Annotated in this window: 16 protein-coding genes; 5 read left to right on the forward strand and 11 right to left on the reverse strand. The window is 61.7% G+C overall.

Annotated features, from left to right (window positions below):
• Window positions 1–556: 556 nt before the first annotated feature.
• From BHC62_RS14690 to BHC62_RS14730, 9 genes are all read right to left on the reverse strand, one after another.
• Window positions 557–1,618 carry an AI-2E family transporter gene (locus BHC62_RS14690; RefSeq protein WP_070995387.1) on the reverse strand — a complete coding sequence of 354 codons (1,062 nt, stop codon included), beginning with the start codon at window positions 1,616–1,618 and terminating at the stop codon, window positions 557–559.
• 72 nt (window positions 1,619–1,690) lie between these two features.
• Window positions 1,691–2,509, reverse strand: a complete 819-nt coding sequence (locus tag BHC62_RS14695) for a DUF4892 domain-containing protein (protein ID WP_070995388.1) — start codon at window positions 2,507–2,509, stop codon at window positions 1,691–1,693.
• 102 nt (window positions 2,510–2,611) lie between these two features.
• On the reverse strand, window positions 2,612–3,466 hold the full coding sequence (locus BHC62_RS14700; RefSeq protein ID WP_029292733.1) for an alpha/beta hydrolase: 855 nt from the start codon (window positions 3,464–3,466) through the stop codon (window positions 2,612–2,614).
• The gene (locus BHC62_RS14705; protein WP_070995389.1) at window positions 3,463–4,272 is read right to left on the reverse strand and encodes an alpha/beta fold hydrolase; all 810 of its coding nucleotides are present in this window, start codon (window positions 4,270–4,272) and stop codon (window positions 3,463–3,465) included. Before BHC62_RS14705 ends, BHC62_RS14700 begins: the two co-directional genes overlap by 4 nt.
• Window positions 4,273–4,369: 97 nt before the next feature.
• Window positions 4,370–4,813, reverse strand: a complete 444-nt coding sequence (locus BHC62_RS14710; RefSeq protein WP_070995390.1) for a hotdog fold thioesterase — start codon at window positions 4,811–4,813, stop codon at window positions 4,370–4,372.
• Window positions 4,814–4,843: 30 nt separating this feature from the next.
• Entirely contained in the window at window positions 4,844–6,511 is a 1,668-nt protein-coding gene (locus BHC62_RS14715) for an AMP-binding protein (protein WP_070995391.1), read from the reverse strand.
• Window positions 6,512–6,734: 223 nt separating this feature from the next.
• A complete protein-coding gene (sixA, locus tag BHC62_RS14720; protein WP_070995392.1) occupies window positions 6,735–7,184 on the reverse strand; it encodes a phosphohistidine phosphatase SixA in 450 nt (149 codons plus the stop codon).
• Complete coding sequence (locus BHC62_RS14725) at window positions 7,181–7,528, reverse strand: DUF4389 domain-containing protein (RefSeq protein WP_029292722.1); 348 nt, start codon at window positions 7,526–7,528, stop codon at window positions 7,181–7,183. Before BHC62_RS14725 ends, sixA begins: the two co-directional genes overlap by 4 nt.
• A 10-nt stretch (window positions 7,529–7,538) precedes the next feature.
• The gene (locus BHC62_RS14730) at window positions 7,539–8,564 is read right to left on the reverse strand and encodes an NAD(P)H-dependent glycerol-3-phosphate dehydrogenase (protein ID WP_070995393.1); all 1,026 of its coding nucleotides are present in this window, start codon (window positions 8,562–8,564) and stop codon (window positions 7,539–7,541) included.
• A gap of 195 nt (window positions 8,565–8,759) precedes the next feature.
• On the opposite strand from BHC62_RS14730, the gene BHC62_RS14735 reads away from it, so the two are divergent.
• From BHC62_RS14735 to fabB, 5 genes are all read left to right on the forward strand, one after another.
• A complete protein-coding gene (locus tag BHC62_RS14735) occupies window positions 8,760–10,880 on the forward strand; it encodes a TonB-dependent siderophore receptor (RefSeq protein WP_070995394.1) in 2,121 nt (706 codons plus the stop codon).
• Between the two features lie 22 nt (window positions 10,881–10,902).
• Complete coding sequence (locus BHC62_RS14740) at window positions 10,903–11,814, forward strand: ABC transporter substrate-binding protein (RefSeq protein ID WP_070995395.1); 912 nt, start codon at window positions 10,903–10,905, stop codon at window positions 11,812–11,814.
• A complete protein-coding gene (locus BHC62_RS14745; protein WP_070995396.1) occupies window positions 11,811–13,712 on the forward strand; it encodes an ATP-binding protein in 1,902 nt (633 codons plus the stop codon). The genes BHC62_RS14740 and BHC62_RS14745 overlap by 4 nt, the downstream gene beginning before the upstream one ends.
• Before the next feature lie 248 nt (window positions 13,713–13,960).
• Window positions 13,961–14,476, forward strand: coding sequence for a 3-hydroxyacyl-[acyl-carrier-protein] dehydratase FabA (fabA, locus tag BHC62_RS14750; RefSeq protein WP_010211704.1), 516 nt, complete (start codon window positions 13,961–13,963; stop codon window positions 14,474–14,476).
• A gap of 11 nt (window positions 14,477–14,487) precedes the next feature.
• Window positions 14,488–15,708 carry a beta-ketoacyl-ACP synthase I gene (gene fabB / locus BHC62_RS14755; RefSeq protein ID WP_029292709.1) on the forward strand — a complete coding sequence of 407 codons (1,221 nt, stop codon included), beginning with the start codon at window positions 14,488–14,490 and terminating at the stop codon, window positions 15,706–15,708.
• A 175-nt stretch (window positions 15,709–15,883) separates the two neighbouring features.
• Here the strand turns inward: fabB and BHC62_RS14760 are convergent, their stop codons facing one another.
• Together BHC62_RS14760 and BHC62_RS14765 are read right to left on the reverse strand one after the other, a co-directional pair.
• Window positions 15,884–17,509, reverse strand: a complete 1,626-nt coding sequence (locus BHC62_RS14760) for a methyl-accepting chemotaxis protein (protein ID WP_070995397.1) — start codon at window positions 17,507–17,509, stop codon at window positions 15,884–15,886.
• Window positions 17,510–17,648: 139 nt separating this feature from the next.
• Window positions 17,649–18,113 carry a DUF3859 domain-containing protein gene (locus BHC62_RS14765; RefSeq protein WP_070995398.1) on the reverse strand — a complete coding sequence of 155 codons (465 nt, stop codon included), beginning with the start codon at window positions 18,111–18,113 and terminating at the stop codon, window positions 17,649–17,651.
• Window positions 18,114–18,180: the final 67 nt, after the last annotated feature.

The raw sequence follows: 18,180 nt of genomic DNA on the forward strand, positions 1-18,180 counted from the left end.
TTCCGCCCCCCATAAAACCCAATTACCGAAAGCTAAAAAAATACTTTTAATAATTAATAATTTGTCTAACCCTTCAGCCTTACAGATTCCACCCCACGAACCTTAATATTTTTAGGAAGTAATAAGAGATCTCGTAAAGCCCACAAATAGAAACCGACAAGCGGTATCACCAAGCGCCGTTTCACTAACAGCACTAGATGCTAGAAAACAGTCATTACATTAAGTTGTGCAGCGTAGGAAGCATGCTAAAACGGCAGAGTTTTCGTAGGAAATGGCAGTTTCTGGGGGGGCGGTGAAGCGCGAGACGAGGATAATTTCATTTACTGGCTAGCTTTCAAATCGAACCATTGATCAGTTCCCGATAATATTGCTCCAGACACGTAAAGCCTTTTGTCGTGAAACGCTTGAGCGGTGGGTTAACAGCGGAAATGTCGCTATCCATGACCTCGTCGTAACTGCCAAACCCAACCTGCAGTGAGCCGGCTGTTGGGACAAGGAGGTTTGTCCCCTCGCCACAACTAGTAGGCGCGTCACTACAGATGGGCGCGTATCAGGGCTAGCCCACCTTGTCTTCCCGGCGAACCTGCGCCTGGCTCGCACTCCAATCCGTCAACAGGCTGTACGCCACCGCCAGCAATGTCGGCCCGATAAACAAGCCGATAAAGCCAAACGCAATTAACCCGCCAAATACCCCCAGCAACACGATCACCAGTGGCAGGTTACCACCGCGGCTGATCAGGTACGGTTTGAGCACGTTGTCCACGCCGCTGATGATGAACGTGCCCCAGACGCCGAGGAACACCGCGTAGGTGTAGTCGCCCTTCCACACCAGCCAGGCGGTGGCCGGGATCCAGACGAGCGGCGGGCCCATGGGGATCAGGCTCAGCAGGAAGGTGACGATACCCAGTACCAGCGCCCCGGGCACCCCGGCGATCAGGAAGCCGATCAGTGCCAGCAATGCCTGGGCGGCGGCGGTGCCGATCACGCCGTTAACCACCCGCTGGACCGTGCCGGCCACCAGGTCGATGTAGTAACCGGCACGCTCACCAATCAAGCGTTCCAGCAGGCGGTGGACGAACATCGCCAGGCGCGGCCCGTCGCGGTAGAAAAAGAACACGAACACCAGGCTCAGGGTCAGTTCCAGGATGCCGCCGCCGATCTGCGCACTACGGGCCAGCAACCAGTTGCCGACCTGCCCCAGGTACGGCTTGATCGTGACCATCAAGGCCGCGCCCTGTTGGTCGATGCTGTCCCACATGCCCACCAGCCGCTCCCCGACAAAGGGGATCGACCCCAGCCAGGTGGGTGCTTCGGGCAAGCCATCGACCTGCACATCCTTGATCAGCGCCACGGCGTCGCGCACATGGTCGGCCAGGTTGAAGCCCAGCCACACCAGCGGCACTGCCACCAGCAACATCCAGCCCAGGGTCAGGATCCCCGCTGCCAGTGACTCGCGCCCACCCAGGGCACGGGTCAACAGGCGCATCAGCGGCCAACTGGCAAACGCCAGCACCGCGCCCCAGAACAGCGCCGACCAGAACGGCGCCATCACCCAGAAACTGGCACCAAACAGCACCAGGAGCAGGATCTGCACCAGCAGGCGATCATTGTTGAGCATGTGGTTTCTCGAAAAGAAGTCTGTTGAGGGAGAGCTTAGGCGAACGGCGCGGGTCCGTTCGCCCTGGAACGATCAGCGGATAACTTGCAGGTGCAGGCCCTTGGCCTCACCCGTGCCGGTTTCCAATCGCGCCGCACGCACGCCCTTGTCGATCAGGCCCTGGCGCCAGGCTTCGGCGTCAGGCCCGCTCACACTGACCCGCAAGGTGGTATCGAGGTTCAATCCACGGGAAATCAGGGTCAACCACGTTGCGTCGGGTTCTGCCCCCAGCAAGGGGAAATCCAGGTCGCCGGTGCTTTTCAATTCGCGCAGCAGGGTGGCCGAGGTGGGTAGTAATTGCCCCAGGGGCGCGCTGGCGTCCATTTGTTCCACATGCAGGTAAGCGCGACGGTTGCCGCGGGTAATGCCGTAGAGCGCTACCAGGGAGTTGTCCTGGGGGGCTGCCAGGCGCAGCAACAGGAACTCCTGCTGGCCATCGGCGCCAACCAGTTTGGAGTTGCCCAGCACCTCGTTGGCCCACAAGCTGCTTTCGCCACAATCGCGGGCCTGGCACCAGAACAGCAACTGCGCGCCTTGCTCTTGCAACGCCTCGCGCGTGGATTTGAAGGCCGCGCTGGAGCTGTGCTCGGCGGGCAGTTCATAGGTGATGGCTGTCACTTGGCCCCGCGCCGTGGCCTGGCCTTCGTAGCGCAACTGGCCGCTGATCTTGCGGATCGCGCCCATGGGGTAGATGCGTTCTTTTTCTTCGGCGGGACGGTAGTCGACAATCTGCGAATCCACCTGTCGAGCCACGCTGGGCAGATCCTGGCTTCCCGGCAGATCAGCAGCGAAAACCAACGGGCTGATGCAGCACAGCCCAAGCACACGGATAATTCCCTTGGCACTACTCATCGGATCGGTGCGCCTTGGCCGGTGGATGCCTTCGCGATATTCGGATTGTTCATGGTTGACTCCCTTTCAATCCGCCCAGCCTCGACAGTTGCCCCCGCCAAGTCAAGGCGCGGTGAAGAAGCGATTGAAACAGTCTGCAACAAGAGCCGCCCCCGACTCGTCGTTCAGGTGCAAATGATGGCCACCTGCAAGGGTGGTTACCGCGAAAGGAAGCTGGGAAAGCAGCTCGGGATGTTTGGCCAGCATGCCCTCTTGCGCCACCACCAACTGTGCGGGACAGGCCACCCGGCGCACGAAGGCCATGGCCTGTTCTTCCGTCAGGCGCATCGGCGATGCCAGGGTCAAGCGACTGTCGCTGCGCCAGGTGTAGCCGCCCGGCACCGGCATCAAGCCGCGCTGGGCCAGGAGTTCCGCGGCTTCACGGCTGACTGCGACCACGCCCTTCATCCGCGCCTCCACCGCGCGGTCAAGGGTGCCGTACACCGGTTTACGTTTGTCTTGCAGGTTGATTTGCGCCTGCAACGCCATGCCCATGCGTTCGGCGGCATTCTCGCCGGTTGCGGTCGGCGGGATCACACCGTCGATCAACCCCAAGTGCGTCACACGCTCTGGCAAGGCCCCGGCCAACACCGTGGAGACAATCGCCCCGAGGGAGTGACCAAGTAATGCAAAACGTTTCCAGCCCAGTTGCTCGGCCACCTGCAACACATCAAACACGTAATCCCACACGGCATAACCTGCCCCGGCCGGGCGGTGGGCCGAGTGGCCGTGACCGGCCATGTCCAGGGCGACAATGCGCAAACCCTGCAGTTTGGGCGCCAGGCGCGCGAAGCTGTTGGCGTTATCCAGCCAGCCATGCAGGGCGATCACCGGCAGACCATCTTCGGGGCCGAACAGATGGGCCGCCAGCTCGATATGCGGCAGGCTCAGGCGGACTTCTTCGACGGGTGCGGTCATGCGCAACTGCGCTCACGCGCGCGGGCTTCCCAGCGGGTAAACAGGTTCTTGATCAAGGTCGCGGTGTCCTGCGGGCGTTCAAGGGGAAACATGTGCCCGCCAGGCATGGTCAGCATCTCACCCATGGGCAGGCGCGCGACGCCGCTGGCGTGATGGCGCATCACCACCCGGCTCTGCCGGCCGCGTACCACGGCCAGTGGCACTTTCAATTGGCGGGTCTGGCCGGGGCTGGTGTGCGGCACGCCCCGGTAGATGCTGATTTCCGTTGCCGGGTCGAAGCGCAGGCGCAGGCGATCGCCCACCTGGTGCAAACCGTGCTGCAAATAGGCCTCCAGGCATTCCGGGTCAAAGCCGCGGAACAGCGTCTTGCCGGAAAAGTACTGGCGGGCGGCATCCAGGTCGCTGAACTCTTCGCGCCGGCCCAGGGTGCGACCGGCGGGGGTCAAGCGGTCAATCAGGCCAAAGCGCTTGGCCGCGCGAATCACCCAGCGGTCAGCCAGGGTCAGCACCGGCGAGTCGAGCATCACCACCCCGCGATACAGCTGCGGGCAGCGCAGGGCGGCGTGCAAATGCAACACGCCGCCCAGTGAATGGCCGACGCCCCACACCGGCTCCGGTTGCTGCTCCAGGTGATGGATCAGTTCGTCCACCAGGTTCTGCCAGTTGTCATCCACCGGAAACCGCGGGTCGTGGCCGTGCTGCGACAGGTGCGCCACCGCGTACTCCGGCGCCAGGGCATCGAACAACTTGCCGTAGGTCGCCGAAGGAAAGCCATTGGCATGAGTGAAAAACACATGTTGCGACATAGCCTGCCCATCTTCAAAAACAGAAATCGATTGTCCCCACGCCTGGCCGCTACAGCAATGACTGTAACTGCCAGGAATGATGTCACTCACGCCACGCCTATCGTACCGGCGGGGTCTCGCCCAGCGGCACCACGGCCATGGTCAGGCGCGACACGCAACTGGCCTTGCCCTCGTCACTGGTCAGGCGAATGTCCCAGACATGGGTAGTGCGCCCGATATGGATCGCCCGGGCCACCGCCGTCACCCGCCCGGAACGCAGGCCGCGCAGGTGGTTGGCGTTGATTTCCAGGCCCACGCAATAGAACTTGGCGGGGTCTATGCACAAGTAGCTGGCCACGGAGCCCACCGTTTCGGCCAACACCACCGAGGCCCCGCCGTGCAGCAGCCCATAGGGTTGATGGGTGCGATGGTCGACCACCATGCTCGCGGTCAGGGACTGGTCGTCGAAGCTCTCGAAGCGAATATCCAGCACTTCACCAATGGTGTTTTTCTGTCTGGCATTGATTTGCTCGATATCGGGAACGGTGCGCCACAGGCTCATTGCAGTGTCCTTCTTGATTTTATTGAATGCTCAATCCTGCCACAGCACCGCCTCGGAGCGCGCGCTCCAGGCCTGGAACTGTGGGCCGTAGGTTGACTCGATAATGTTGCGTTTGATCTTCAGGGTCGGCGTCAGAAAGCCGTTTTCCACCGCCCAACTGTCCTTCACCACCACCAGTTGACGCAAGCGCTCGTGTTTATCCAGCACCTGGTTAACCTCTTCCAGCAAGCGTTCCAGGCTGGCGTGCAAGGATTGCCGGGCCTCGCCGGCGGCCTCCTGCTGGCCCACCGCAGACAGCACGCACAAGCCCATCGGCGCGCTCAGGCCATCGCCAACCACGCACACCTGTTCGATACGCCCGTGCTCTGCCAGGCGGTTTTCGATGGGTGCCGGCGCGACGTACTTGCCCTTGCTGGTCTTGAAGATTTCCTTGAGGCGCCCGGTCAGGCGCAAACGGCCTTCGGTATCCTGCTCGCCCTTGTCGCCGGTACGCAGAAAACCGTCCTCGGTGAGGGTCTCGGCGGTCTTCTGTGGGTCCTTGAAGTAACCGAGCATGGTCGCGCCGCTACGCACCTGGACCTCTCCGACCGGGTCGATGCGCACCTCTACGTCCGGGCACGGCAAGCCGATCCAACCGATCTTCTGCTGGCCGGGACGACAGACATGGGAATAGCCACAGCTTTCGGTCATGCCATACACCTCCAGCACATCCAGGCCCAGGCGCTGGTACCAGCGCAGGAGCGCCTCGGGTACCGGTGCGGCCCCAGACAGGGCTACCCGCACCGCGTCCAGCCCAAGGCCGGCAAGGACTTTGCGGCCGACACGCTTGCCGACAAACGGCAGGCGCAGCAGCAGGTCCAGGCGTTTTTCCGGGATTTTGCCGTACACGCCCATCTGGAATTTGGTCCAGATCCGCGGCACACCAAACAACGCCGTGGGCCGGGCGCGTTGCAGGTCGGTAAGGAAGGTGTCGAGGCTTTCGGCGAAAAACACCGTTTGCCCGGTATAGATCGCGGCCATCTCGACAAACATGCGCTCGGCCACATGGCACAGTGGCAAGTAGGACAGCAGGCGATCACCCTCCCCCAGGCCGAACAACTCGGTGCCCCGGGTCGCGGCAAACGCCAGGCCGCCGAAGGTGTGCATCACGCCTTTGGGCAGACCCGTGGTACCGGAGGTGTAGATGATGGTGGCCAGGTCTGTCGCCGCAGGTGCGGGGTCATCCTGAATCGGCGAACTGGCTTGCAGGTCGGCCCAGGTGAAGTCGAATTCGCCCTTGGGGCACAAAGGCAGGCTGATGGTCGCCAGCCCAGGCTTGATGCCCGGCGCCATGGCAGGCCAGTCGTCAAGCTTGCCGATAAACACCAGCGCCGCCTCGGAATGTTCCAGCACATGGGCTACGGAGTCGGCGGTAAGGTTGGGATACAGCGGCACGGAGACATGCCCGGCCATCCAGATCGCCAGGTCGGCGATGATCCAGTGCGCGCAGTTCTTCGAGATCAGGGCAATGTGCGAACCCTGGGGCAGTTCCCGCGCGCGCAGCCAATGGGCGGCACAACGGGCCTGGTGACCGGCTTCGCCCCAGGTGAGGGTCTGCACCTCGCCACCGCCAATGGGCTGGACCAGGAAGCGCTGGCGCGGATGGCGCGCCTCACGTTCAAAGAAAACCTGCAGCGGCAAACGAAAAGCGACAGACATGGGACGCGCTCCTGTGTGTTCCGATGGTAGCCAACCAAGCACTTGCTTGGTGGACTATTCCATGCACAAAGGAGCACTGCAAGTTCCTTGCTGACACAACACAAATAAGTGTGGGAGCGGGCTTGCTCGCGAATGCGCAGTGTCAGCCAATATATTCATTGACTGATACACCGTATTCGCGAGCAAGCCCGCTCCCACCGTTGATTGTGTTGTGCCTGAACAATCAGGGGTTTTTGACGCTATTGAGGCTCATCAGCCCCGCCAGCGGAAAATCCCCTTCCAGCTCTGCCAGGCTGGCGGTGTGCATCGGTTGGGGCTGGCGCTGGTGCCCGTGCTGCAGAAAACTGATCAGGTTGCCCACCAACGGTTGATGGCTGACCAGCAGCACATTGTCATCGGTATCGAGTTTTTCCAGCACTTGCAGGGGGTTGCCGTCTGGCGTCAGCCACGGCACCGTGCGGATCTCTGGCGTAAAGCCCAACGCTTCGCGCACCAGTTGCGCGGTCTGTTGTGCCCGCACATAAGGGCTGGCGATGATCGCGCTGATGGGCTGGCCGATCAGGTGTGCGGCACTGTGCAGCACCTCCTGGCGACCATGCTCGGTCAGGTTGCGTTGGGCATCGCTGGAAGCATGGGACTCGGCTTCACCGTGGCGCAGCACCCACAACTTCATAGCTTGGGCTCTTCATCGCGCACCGGGTGCGGGGCCGGCGGCACGCTGTGGGCGGCCTCTCCCTCCGGGGCGCGCGGGGTTGGCCAATCGGCGAAGGGCCAGGGTTTCTGCTCGCTGTGGAAGCTGCCAAAACGGCCAATCTGCGCAAGGAACTGGCTGAGGCTGTCGCCAAAGTTCATCAGGCCCAGGTTCGGTGCGCCGTAGATCAGGCGGTAGATCAACTGCACCACCACCAACGCGCCGAGGATAAACTGCGCCACTTGCCAGACCAGGGCAAACACCAGCATCCACAGGATGCGCAGGACGATAGATTCATACTTGGGTGCTGCTTTGGGATCGTTCATCGCGCGTTCCTCAGTTGAAACCACTGGTGGAAATAAAGTCGACATCAGTCTTGGGTTCGGCACGCATCAGCAACTCGATGATCTGGTTCAAAGTGCGCCCTTCGAACAGGATCGCGTGCAGGCCGGCGACCAACGGCATATAGACCCCGGTTTCCTGAGCCTTGGCCTTCAGCACTTTCAGGGTATTGACCCCTTCGGCCACTTCACCCAGGCGGGTGACGGCATCTTCCAGGCTCAAACCCTGGCCCAGGGCAAAGCCCACCTGGTAGTTGCGGCTTTTCGGCGACGAACAGGTGACGATCAGGTCGCCCACCCCGGCCAGGCCAAGGAAGGTCATGGGGTTGGCACCCTGGTTGACCGCAAAGCGGGTCATTTCCGCCAGCGCGCGGGTGATCAGCATGCTCTTGGTGTTTTCCCCCATGCCCAGGGCCACCGCCATGCCGGCAATAATGGCGTAGACGTTTTTCAACGCGCCGCCCAGTTCCACGCCAAAGCGGTCGGCACTGGCGTAGACGCGGAAGGTCCGGCCATGCAGCACGGCCTGTACCTGTTCGCACAGCGCCTCGTCTTCACTGGCGACCACGGTCGCGGTCAGGGCATGCTCGGCCACTTCCCGCGCCAGGTTCGGCCCGGAGAGCACACCGATGCGGGCCTGGGGCGCGATGTCCGCGAGGATTTCGCTCATCAGCTTGAAGGTCTGGGCCTCGATGCCTTTGGTCAGGCTGACCAGCATCTTGCCCGCCAGCCGTTCGGCATGGGGCGCCAGCACCGAGCGCAAAGCGCTGGAGGGCAACGCGACGAAGCACAGGTCGCAATCATCCAGGGTGGCCTGTAGGTCCGTGACCGGCGTAACGGCCGGATGAATCTTGATGCCCTTGAGGTAACGGGGGTTTTCGCGGTTGACCCGGATGGCCTCGGCCTGTTCAGGATCGCGCATCCACTGACGCACCTGATGGCCGTTTTCGGCCAGCAGATTAGCCACGGCGGTACCAAAACTTCCGCCTCCCAGGACCGCAATTGGGCGCTGTTCAGTCATATGCAATCCGTTAATCCATAGCAGTGGCGATGGCGGCATTATACGGGCCGGCCCGATGGCGGCCAGCCCTTCCGTAATTTCCCGCGATTGTCGGAAAATGGCCGAATAGACCACAGTAATTGCGATAGCGCCGACTGGCAAAAGCGCCCGCCTCAGTTAACATGGGCGGCTATCCGCAATTATCAAGGCCGTTCCGTGTATTTGGGCCCTCCTCCTCGTTCATCTCTGTTGCTGGCGCTGTTGGTCAGCACGCCGTTGCTGGCCGACGATCTGTTCCTCGACAACCAGCCGCTGCCCCAAGTCCTCACGGCGACCCGACTCAAGCAGTCGGCCGCCGCGGTGCCTGGCAGCATGACGGTGATCGACAGCGAGCTGATCAAGGCCAGCGGCGCACGAGATATCGCCGAGTTGCTGCGCCTGGTGCCCGGGATGATGGTGGGCTACACCTCGGGCAACCAGGCTGCCGTCAATTATCACGGCACCAACGCCAGCGAAGCCCGGCGCATGCAGGTGCTGATCGATGGCCGCTCGGTGTACCGCGCCGGCCTCGCCACTGTGGACTGGAGCGATATTCCGGTAGCCATGGAGGATATCGAGCGAATCGAGGTGTTCCGTGGGCCCAATACCGTCAGCTACGGGGCCAATTCGCTGATGGCTGTGGTCAATATCCTCACCCGCTCGCCGGCCAACAGCCTGGGCACGCGGATGAAAATGACCCGGGGCGAGCGCGGGATCAACGACTGGTATGCCAGCCAGGGCCTGGGCTGGGACACCGGCAACCTGCGGCTATCGCTGTCCGGGCAACAGGACGACGGCTTTGACAGCGACCGCGTGGGCGCCGATTACCGCGATAGCCGGCGCCTCAACCGCTTCAGCCTGAAGGTCAGCCAGACCCTCGACCAGCAGCAGAGCATCGACTGGCAAATCAACGCCAAGGAAGGGACCAACCAGCGGCCCTATACCTACAAGCCGGTGTTTGCCGGGATTACCGATGGTGGCAATGATTCCGACGTCAGCGCCAAGGACTACGCCGCATCCCTGCGCTGGAACTTCGATTTCAACCCCGACCATAGCCTGTATGTCCAGGGTTCGGCACAGCAATGGGATCGCCGCCAGGTCTGGACGGCCTGTGATGCCAAGGTCTCGTTCAGCCCGGAGTTGACGCAACTGTGGCAAATGAACCCCAACTACGCTGAAAAGTTGGCGCGGCATATGAAGGACTATGAAAACGGTAGGCCCCCGCAAGGCTCCGCAGCAGAGCAGGCGCTGGCCGAAGAAGTCCTGAAACAATGGAATAACGGCGGCAAGGAAAGTGTCTGCGGCAACATCGACCAAAGCACCAAGGAAAGCCGCTACGACCTGGAAGTCCAGGACACCCTGAGCCTGTCCGACAGCCTGCGCCTGGTCAGCGGCATGAATTACCGCTACGACCGCGCCGACTCCGACACCTACTTCAATGGCCGGCTGGACGACACCACCTGGCGCCTGTTCGGCCACCTGGAATGGCGCGCCAGCGAGCACTGGCTGTTGCAGGGTGGGGCGATGTACGAAAACACCGACCTGAGCGGCAACTCGCTGACGCCAAGGGTCGCGGTCAACTACTTGATCAACCCGCGCCACGGGTTGCGCGCGGTGTACTCCGAAGCCATCCGCTCGCCGGACATGTTCGAGAACAACGTCAACTGGAGTTATAAGGTCACGAACCTCAGCTCCCCCACCTACGGGCAGAACGTCGGCCAGTATTTCGTCAAGACCCGGGGCCCGGGCGATCTCGACAAAGAGCTGATGCGCTCCCGGGAGTTGGGCTACAACGGTTTTTTTGCCGATATCGGGCTGAACGTCGACGTCAAACTGTTCTATGACGAAATCACCGGCATGATCAGCGAGCCCTTGCGCAATAACCAATACATCGCCAGCAACAGTAACAGCTCGCGCTTTACCGGCACCGAGACCCAATTGGACTGGCACCTGAGTACCGCCGACCGCCTGCGCCTGACCTATGCTTATGTGGATGCCGACGCCAGCAACCCGCTGGACCGGCAACAGACCGCGCGCAACAGCGGTTCGGCGGGCTGGATGCGCGAATGGGGCCGTGGCTGGTCCAGTGCGCTGTTCTATTATGGCAACGATGCACTCAACCAATATCGCTTTGAACGGGTCGACATGCGGGTCGCCAAACGCATCGCCCTGGGCAAGGCCAACCTGGAGCTGGCCGGCATGCTGCAACAACGCCTCGACCACCAGCCCACCACCCAGCTCGACAATAACTACGACCAGCGCCATGTCCTCTACTTCAGTGCCGAGTTAGAGTTCTGACATGAACCCTGCCCAGTCAAGGATGAGCGCCTTCTTTGGCGCCAGGTTCTGGCGCCGCTGCCTGCTGCTTGCCAGCCTGGCATTGGCCATGCCCGCGTGGAGCGCCGAAATCCTGCTGACCGCCGCCGAGGATGGCCCCGGTGTACAGGCCTTCGCCCAGGCTCTGCGCGAGCAACGTCCTGCCGACAGCGTCACGTTCAAGGCCCTGCCAGACATGCCCGCCCCCGGCCAACTGCCGGGCAACACCCGCCTGATCCTGCTGGACCTGCCCAGCCTCGACTGGCGCCTGCAGGACACCCAGGGCCCGGCGACGCTGGTGCTGCGCATCAGCCGCCTGCAAGCCCGCGAGCGCCTGGGCAATCATGTGCCCGCCAAGATCAGCCTGTTGTGGAGCGACCCGCCGGTGGACCGGCAGCTGCGCCTGATCGCCAATATCCTGCCCCAGGCCCGGCGCATTGGCGTGCTGTACGGCAGCGATAGCGAATTCCTGCTGCCGGAGCTGCGCCAGCATGCGGCGGCCCTGGGCCTGGAAATCGTCGCCCAGCACTGGGACAACATCAACGACAGCCGCCCGCTGCTCAGCCTGTTCAAAAACAGCGATGTATTGCTAGGGCTGGATGATCCGCAGCTGTACAACCCCAAAACCGTGAAAAACCTGCTGTTGAGCAGCTACGCCAGGCAATTGCCACTGATCGGGCCCAACGCCGGCTTCGTGCGGGCCGGCAGCCTGGCCAGCACCTACAGCGACCAGGCCGACTGGCTGAATGTGCTTGACCGCCTGCTCGATCGCCCGCAGGCCGGTTGGCCGCGCTCGCTGTACCCGGATCACTTCAAAGTCGTGGGCAACCCGCAAGTGGCGCGCTCGCTGGGAATCGAACAGGTGGACGAAACCGCCGTCGCGACCCGATTGGCCGAAGGGGAGAAACACCCATGACCTTGCGTCGCCGTTGGGATATCAACACCCGTACTCAGATCATCACCCTGGGCCCGGCCCTGTTGCTGACGTTGCTTTTAATCAGCTTTTTTACCTTCGTGCGGATCCAGGATCTGCGCCAGGAACTGGACCACACCGGCCAACTGATCGCCAACCAACTGGCCCCGGCCACCGAGTACGGCGTGATTTCGGGCAACAACGACGTGCTCGACAGCCTGCTGCGGGCCACCCTGGCCACGCCCCATGTGCGCTTCCTGGAAATCCAGGACAGCGCAGAAAACATCCTGGTGTACGTCGAGCAGCCCTCGGAAAAGCACGACCGCTCGCTGTCGGTAAAGATCTTCCAGGCGCCGATCCGCCTGCAGCATATCCAGCTGGGCAACGACTTTTTCCAGGACAGCACCGCGCAACCCAAGGCGCCACGGGCCGACTATCTGGGCCGGGTGATCGTCGGCATGTCCAATGACGCCTTCAGCCAGCGCCAACAGGAAATCCTCTTCAAGGCCGCAATCCTCGCACTGTTTGCCCTGCTCTTTACCTTCCTGCTGGCACGGCGCCTGGCCGCCAGCCTGTCGCAACCGATCAGCGCCATGGGCAATGCGGTCAAGGCGATCCAGCAGGGGGACTACAAGACCCCACTGCCGATTGTCGACGACTCCGAGCTGGGCGACCTGTCACGGCATATCAACAACCTTGCCGAAGGCCTGCACCACGCCAGCCGTGAACAGCAGCAGGCCATGGCCCAATTGATCCAGACGCGGGAAGAGGCCGAGCGCGCCAACAGTGCCAAGTCCGACTTCCTGGCGATGATGAGCCACGAACTGCGCACACCGATGAACGGTGTGCTGGGCATGCTGCAATTGCTCGAAACCACGTCCATGACCGACGAGCAGACCGAGTACGCCGCACTGGCTTCGGAGTCCACCGAACACCTGCTCAAAGTCATCAACGATATCCTCGACTTCTCGCGTATCGAACGCTCAGCCCTGGAGCTTGAGCATATTCCGTTCAACCTGGTGGACCTGATCAACAGTTGCGCCCAGTCCTTCCAGCACAGCGCCATACAACGCGGGCTGGCCCTGGAATTGTCGATCCCGCCGGGCATGGACGCTTTGCGCGTACAGGGCGACCCGACGCGGATCCGCCAGATCCTGGTGAACCTGATCGGCAATGCGCTGAAGTTCACCGAGCAAGGCACGGTCAGCGTCGAGCCCAACTGGCAGACCCTGGACCATGAGCTGCTGTGGTTTACCTGCACGGTACGCGACACCGGGATTGGCATCTCGGCCGAGCGCCTGGAACTGATGTTCGACGCCTTTCAGCAGGCGGACAGCTCTATCTCCAGGCGTTACGGTGGCACCGGGCTGGGCCTGCCGATTGCCCGCACCCTGGCCGAGCGCATGGGCGGCACCTTGCGTGCCCAGAGCGAGGAAGGCCTGGGGTCGGTGTTCACCCTGGAAATCCCCTTGGCGATCTACCAGCAGAGCCTGCCACAGATCGCCCCGGACACCCAGCACAAAGCCAGCGCCGGTGAAGGCCGCCATGTGTTGCTGGTGGAGGATAATCCGGTCAACCGCACCGTGGTCGAAGCCATGCTGCGCAGCCTGGGGTTCGAGGTGAGCATCGCCACCGATGGTGCCGAAGCGATTCGCAGCGCCGAAAGCCTGATTTTCACGGCGATCCTGATGGACTGCCGGCTGCCGGTGATCGACGGCTATGAAGCGACACGCCAGATCCGCCAGTTGCCCGGCTGCGCCGACCTGCCGATCATTGCCCTGACCGCCAACGCGCTACAGGGCGATCGCGAGGCATGCCTGGCCGCAGGAATGAACGATTACCTGGCCAAGCCGTTCAAACGCACGGATTTGCAGCAAATCCTGCAACGCTGGGTGCATTAGATGGGCACCATCAGCCAACTGCGACTGGCGTGAAAGACGAAAGTGCGGCAGTCTTAGGCACCCAAGCGGGCCTATAAATAAGTCCGGTTTAAAATTTCAGTGCACAAGTGTACATTCATGTCCTTGATGCTGTGACTTTCACTACAACGCAATAGTCTACCTGTAGGCTGCCGACGTGAGGCAAGCACGCTTCAGTCGGTCGGGAAGATTTACCCGGCCCTGCCGCATGGGATTATTGAGGAGCTCGCATGACCAAACAAAACGCCTTTACCCGGGAAGACCTGCTGCGCTGCAGTCGCGGTGAGCTGTTCGGCCCAGGTAACGCGCAACTGCCCGCCCCGAATATGCTGATGGTGGATCGCATCACCCATATCAGCGAAGAGGGTGGCAAGTACGGCAAAGGTGAATTGGTCGCCGAGCTGGATATCACCCCGGACCTGTGGTTCTTCGCCTGCCATTTCGAAGGCGATCCGGTCATGCCGGGCTGCCTGGGCCTTGATGCCATGTGGCAACTGGTCGGCTTCTTCCTTGGCTGGCAAGGCCTGCCGGGCCGCGGTCGCGCCCTGGGTTCGGGCGAAGTGAAGTTCTTTGGCCAGGTCCTGCCGACCGCCAAGAAAGTCACCTACAACATTCAGATCAAGCGCGTCCTCAAGGGCAAGCTGAACCTGGCCATCGCCGATGGTTCGGTGAGCGTCGACGGTCGCGAGATCTACACCGCCGAAGGCCTTCGCGTCGGCGTGTTTACTTCCACTGACAACTTTTAAGGGTTATCCGCATGCGCCGCGTCGTTATCACTGGTCTGGGCATCGTTTCGTGCCTGGGCAATGACAAAGAGACCGTCTCCGCTAACCTGCGTGCAAGTCGCCCTGGCATCCGCTTCAACCCGGAATATGCCGAAATGGGTCTGCGTAGCCAGGTTTCCGGCTCCATCGACCTCCCCCTCGAAGAACTGATCGATCGCAAGATCTATCGCTTCGTTGGCCACGCCGCAGCTTATGCCTACCTGGCCATGAAAGACGCAATCGCCGACTCCGGCCTGAGCGACGACCAGGTATCCAACGTGCGCACCGGCCTGATCGCTGGCTCCGGCGGCGCGTCGACCTTGAACCAGATGGAAGCGCTGGACATCCTGCGCGAGAAAGGCGTCAAGCGCGTTGGCCCGTACCGCGTCACGCGGACCATGGGCAGCACCGTTTCCGCGTGCCTGGCCACTCCATTCCAGATCAAGGGCGTGAACTACTCGATCTCCTCCGCCTGCGCCACCAGTGCCCACTGCATTGGTACCGCTGTCGAGCAGATCCAGTTGGGCAAGCAAGACATCGTATTCGCCGGTGGCGGTGAAGAAGAACATTGGAGCCAGTCGTTCCTGTTCGACGCCATGGGCGCACTGTCCACCCAGTACAACGAAACCCCGGAAAAAGCCTCCCGGGCCTACGATGCCAAGCGTGACGGTTTCGTCATCGCCGGCGGCGGCGGCATGGTCGTGGTCGAGGAGCTGGAACACGCCCTGGCCCGTGGCGCGAAGATCTACGCGGAAATCGTCGGCTACGGCGCCACTTCCGACGGCTACGACATGGTTGCGCCAAGCGGCGAAGGTGCCATTCGTTGCATGCAGATGGCCATGGCCACCGTCGATACACCCATCGACTACCTGAACACCCATGGCACCTCCACTCCGGTGGGCGACTCCAAGGAAATGGAAGGCATACGTGCGGTATTCGGCGACAAGGCTCCAGCCATCAGCTCCACCAAGAGCCTGTCGGGTCACTCCCTGGGCGCTGCAGGCGTTCACGAAGCGATCTACTGCCTGCTGATGATGGAAGGCAACTTCATGGCGGGCTCGGCCAACATCGAAGAGCTGGACCCAGCCGTTGCTGATATGCCGATCCTGACCAAGACCCGTGAAGATGCCACCATCAACACGGTCATGAGCAACAGCTTCGGCTTTGGTGGCACCAATGCCACCTTGGTACTGAAACGCTGGCAGGGTAAGTAATACCCCGCAGGTTGTGCATGTGAAAACGCCCCGACTGGTTCGGGGCGTTTTTTATTGGGCGGGGTTAATGCTGGACCGTGTCGCCTTCATCGCAGGCAAGCCAGCTCCCACATTGATCGCATTCCAACGCGGTCAAATGTGGGAGCTGGCTTGCCTGCGATGGCGATCTTCAGCCCTACACCGAAAACCGCGCCACCATGCTGTTCAGGTCCACCGCCAACCGCGACAACTCATGGCTCGCCGCACTGGTCTGATTGGCCCCCGCCGATGTCTGCATCGCCAGGTCGCGGATATTCATCAGGTTGCGGTCCACTTCCCGCGCCACCGCCGCCTGCTGCTCCGACGCGCTGGCGATCACCAGGTTGCGCTCGTTGATCAGGGTGAACGCCGAGGCAATCTCCTCCAACGCTGTGCCTGCTGACTTGGCGATGTCCAGGGTCGCACGTGCCCGGCCATTACTCTGTTGCATGGAACTGACGGCCTGATCGGTGCCTTGCTGAATCCCACCGATCATCTGTTCGATTTCCCGAGTCGATTGCTGGGTGCGATGGGCCAGGGCCCGCACTTCATCGGCGACCACCGCAAAACCCCGTCCGGCCTCGCCCGCCCGCGCCGCCTCAATCGCCGCATTCAGCGCCAGCAGATTGGTCTGTTCGGCAATGGAGCGAATCACATCCAATACCTTGCTGATGCCGTACACCTTCTGCGCCAAGTCCTCGACCTGGGTGGCATTGGCGGTCACGTCGTCGGCCAGGGACTCGATCGACAACACCGTCTGGTGCACCTGCTCGCGCCCGTGCTGGGCAATGCGATCGGACTCCCGCGAGGCCTGTGAGGTGGCTACTGCGTTACTGGCCACCTCCTCCACCGCTGCGGTCATCTGGTTGACCGCCGTGGCGGCCTGTTCGATTTCCTGGCTTTGCTGGTGCAGGCCACGGGTGGCGTCTTCGGTGACACTACTGAGTTCCTCGGAAGCAGAAGCCAGTTGGTTGGAAGAGTCGGAAATGCGTCGGATCGTCTCGCGCAGGTTTTCCTGCATGCTCTTGAGCGCCTGTTGCAGGCGCGCTGGCTCGTCCTTGCCGCTGACGGTGATCTCGCCGGTCAAGTCGCCGCTGGCGACCCCCTGGGCGACCCTCACCGACTGCGCCAGTGGCAACACGATACTGCGGGTCAACAAAACGGCCAGGGCGATGGTAATCAGCGCGGTCACGGCGATCATGCCGACCACCCAGATTCGCGACTGACTGAATACCCGCTGGGCCAAGTCTGCCGCCTGGTTGGCGCTGTCCTTGTTCAGTGTGACCAGTTCGCCGAGGGTGCCGGCCAAGGCATCGGCCAGATGATTCATCTCGCCGTTGACCACCTTGATCGCCTCCTCCACCTGATTTTGCCGGGAGAACGCCATGACCTGCTCCTGGCGTTGCAGGTATTGCTGCTCCTCGACCTTGAAGCGGTCGAACAGCACTCGCTCCTGGGGCAGGACGATCAGCGCGTCATACAGCGACTGCGCGTTGTGCAGCTGCTTTTTGATATCGCTGATTTTCTGTTCATTCTGCGCCACCGCCTGCGGGTCGCGGTTGACCAGTAGACGCAAGGTCAAGGCCCGCACCCGCAGCAGGTCCTGATTCATTTCGCCGACGGCCATCACGCTGGGCAGCCAGTTGGTTTCCACCTGATCCGATTGCTCGCGCATATTGGCCATTTGCATCAAGGCGAACCCGCCCAGCACAAACACCATCAACGCCAACAATCCAAAACCCAGGCCTGCACGCGGAGCGATATTGAGACTTCTGATACTCATTGCGCTGATTCCTTTCAAGAGCGCTGCATCCACCTGCAGCGGGTTGCTCATGAAAGGTATCGGCGTCTTCGACTTTTTGCGTAAGACGAAAACGCGATATCAAAACGCCTTTATCCAACGACTCCATGACTGTAGCGATTCAGCGCACGGTAAAGCTCTTCTGTGTCAGCAAGCGGTCACCCTGGAACACCATGAATCGCCATTCGCCCGGCACCACTTCGTGGCTTTCGGTGAACTCATAGGCCATCACGTCCTGAGGCGCACCGGGCACCAGTTTCTGGGTCACTTCGAATTTGTCATGGCGCTGGCCGTCGGCCGTACGGATGCCGGGGGTGAAGTAGAGCAAGGTCAGCGGGGTATCTTCGGCGACCTTGCCCAGCAACTGGTAGCGCAGGCCAAACTTGGTGCCCAGCTTGGCGGGCACCTCGGTGGTGGCCTGGATCTGTTCGTTGCTGCGCCGCAATACGCGCTCGCCCGACTGCAGCTCGGCTTTGGGTCCTTCAAACACGCCGAATTCCACCGGGCCTTCGATACGGACTTCGGCGCTGGCCAGGCCGCTGATCATCATCAATGCCGCCAGGGCGCTTAAACGGGTGAGGTGCATAGTGGGCTCCTTGAGTGAGATGGCGGGAGCTTATGACACCGGTATGACGGGACGATGACAAACCCGA

This window comes from Pseudomonas sp. 06C 126 (assembly GCF_001855215.1).
Taxonomy (GTDB): Bacteria; Pseudomonadota; Gammaproteobacteria; order Pseudomonadales; family Pseudomonadaceae; genus Aquipseudomonas; species Aquipseudomonas proteolytica.

Coding starts and splice junctions, on each gene's coding strand:
- BHC62_RS14725 (WP_029292722.1), bottom strand. CDS start 7,528: ATGAACGATCCCAAAGCAGCACCCAAGTATGAATCTATCGTCCTGCGC.
- BHC62_RS14690 (WP_070995387.1), bottom strand. CDS start 1,618: ATGCTCAACAATGATCGCCTGCTGGTGCAGATCCTGCTCCTGGTGCTG.
- BHC62_RS14715 (WP_070995391.1), bottom strand. CDS start 6,511: ATGTCTGTCGCTTTTCGTTTGCCGCTGCAGGTTTTCTTTGAACGTGAG.
- BHC62_RS14745 (WP_070995396.1), top strand. CDS start 11,811: ATGACCTTGCGTCGCCGTTGGGATATCAACACCCGTACTCAGATCATC.
- BHC62_RS14695 (WP_070995388.1), bottom strand. CDS start 2,509: ATGAGTAGTGCCAAGGGAATTATCCGTGTGCTTGGGCTGTGCTGCATC.
- BHC62_RS14710 (WP_070995390.1), bottom strand. CDS start 4,813: ATGAGCCTGTGGCGCACCGTTCCCGATATCGAGCAAATCAATGCCAGA.
- BHC62_RS14760 (WP_070995397.1), bottom strand. CDS start 17,509: ATGAGTATCAGAAGTCTCAATATCGCTCCGCGTGCAGGCCTGGGTTTT.
- BHC62_RS14700 (WP_029292733.1), bottom strand. CDS start 3,466: ATGACCGCACCCGTCGAAGAAGTCCGCCTGAGCCTGCCGCATATCGAG.
- fabB (WP_029292709.1), top strand. CDS start 14,488: ATGCGCCGCGTCGTTATCACTGGTCTGGGCATCGTTTCGTGCCTGGGC.
- BHC62_RS14705 (WP_070995389.1), bottom strand. CDS start 4,272: ATGTCGCAACATGTGTTTTTCACTCATGCCAATGGCTTTCCTTCGGCG.
- fabA (WP_010211704.1), top strand. CDS start 13,961: ATGACCAAACAAAACGCCTTTACCCGGGAAGACCTGCTGCGCTGCAGT.
- BHC62_RS14765 (WP_070995398.1), bottom strand. CDS start 18,113: ATGCACCTCACCCGTTTAAGCGCCCTGGCGGCATTGATGATGATCAGC.
- sixA (WP_070995392.1), bottom strand. CDS start 7,184: ATGAAGTTGTGGGTGCTGCGCCACGGTGAAGCCGAGTCCCATGCTTCC.
- BHC62_RS14730 (WP_070995393.1), bottom strand. CDS start 8,564: ATGACTGAACAGCGCCCAATTGCGGTCCTGGGAGGCGGAAGTTTTGGT.
- BHC62_RS14740 (WP_070995395.1), top strand. CDS start 10,903: ATGAGCGCCTTCTTTGGCGCCAGGTTCTGGCGCCGCTGCCTGCTGCTT.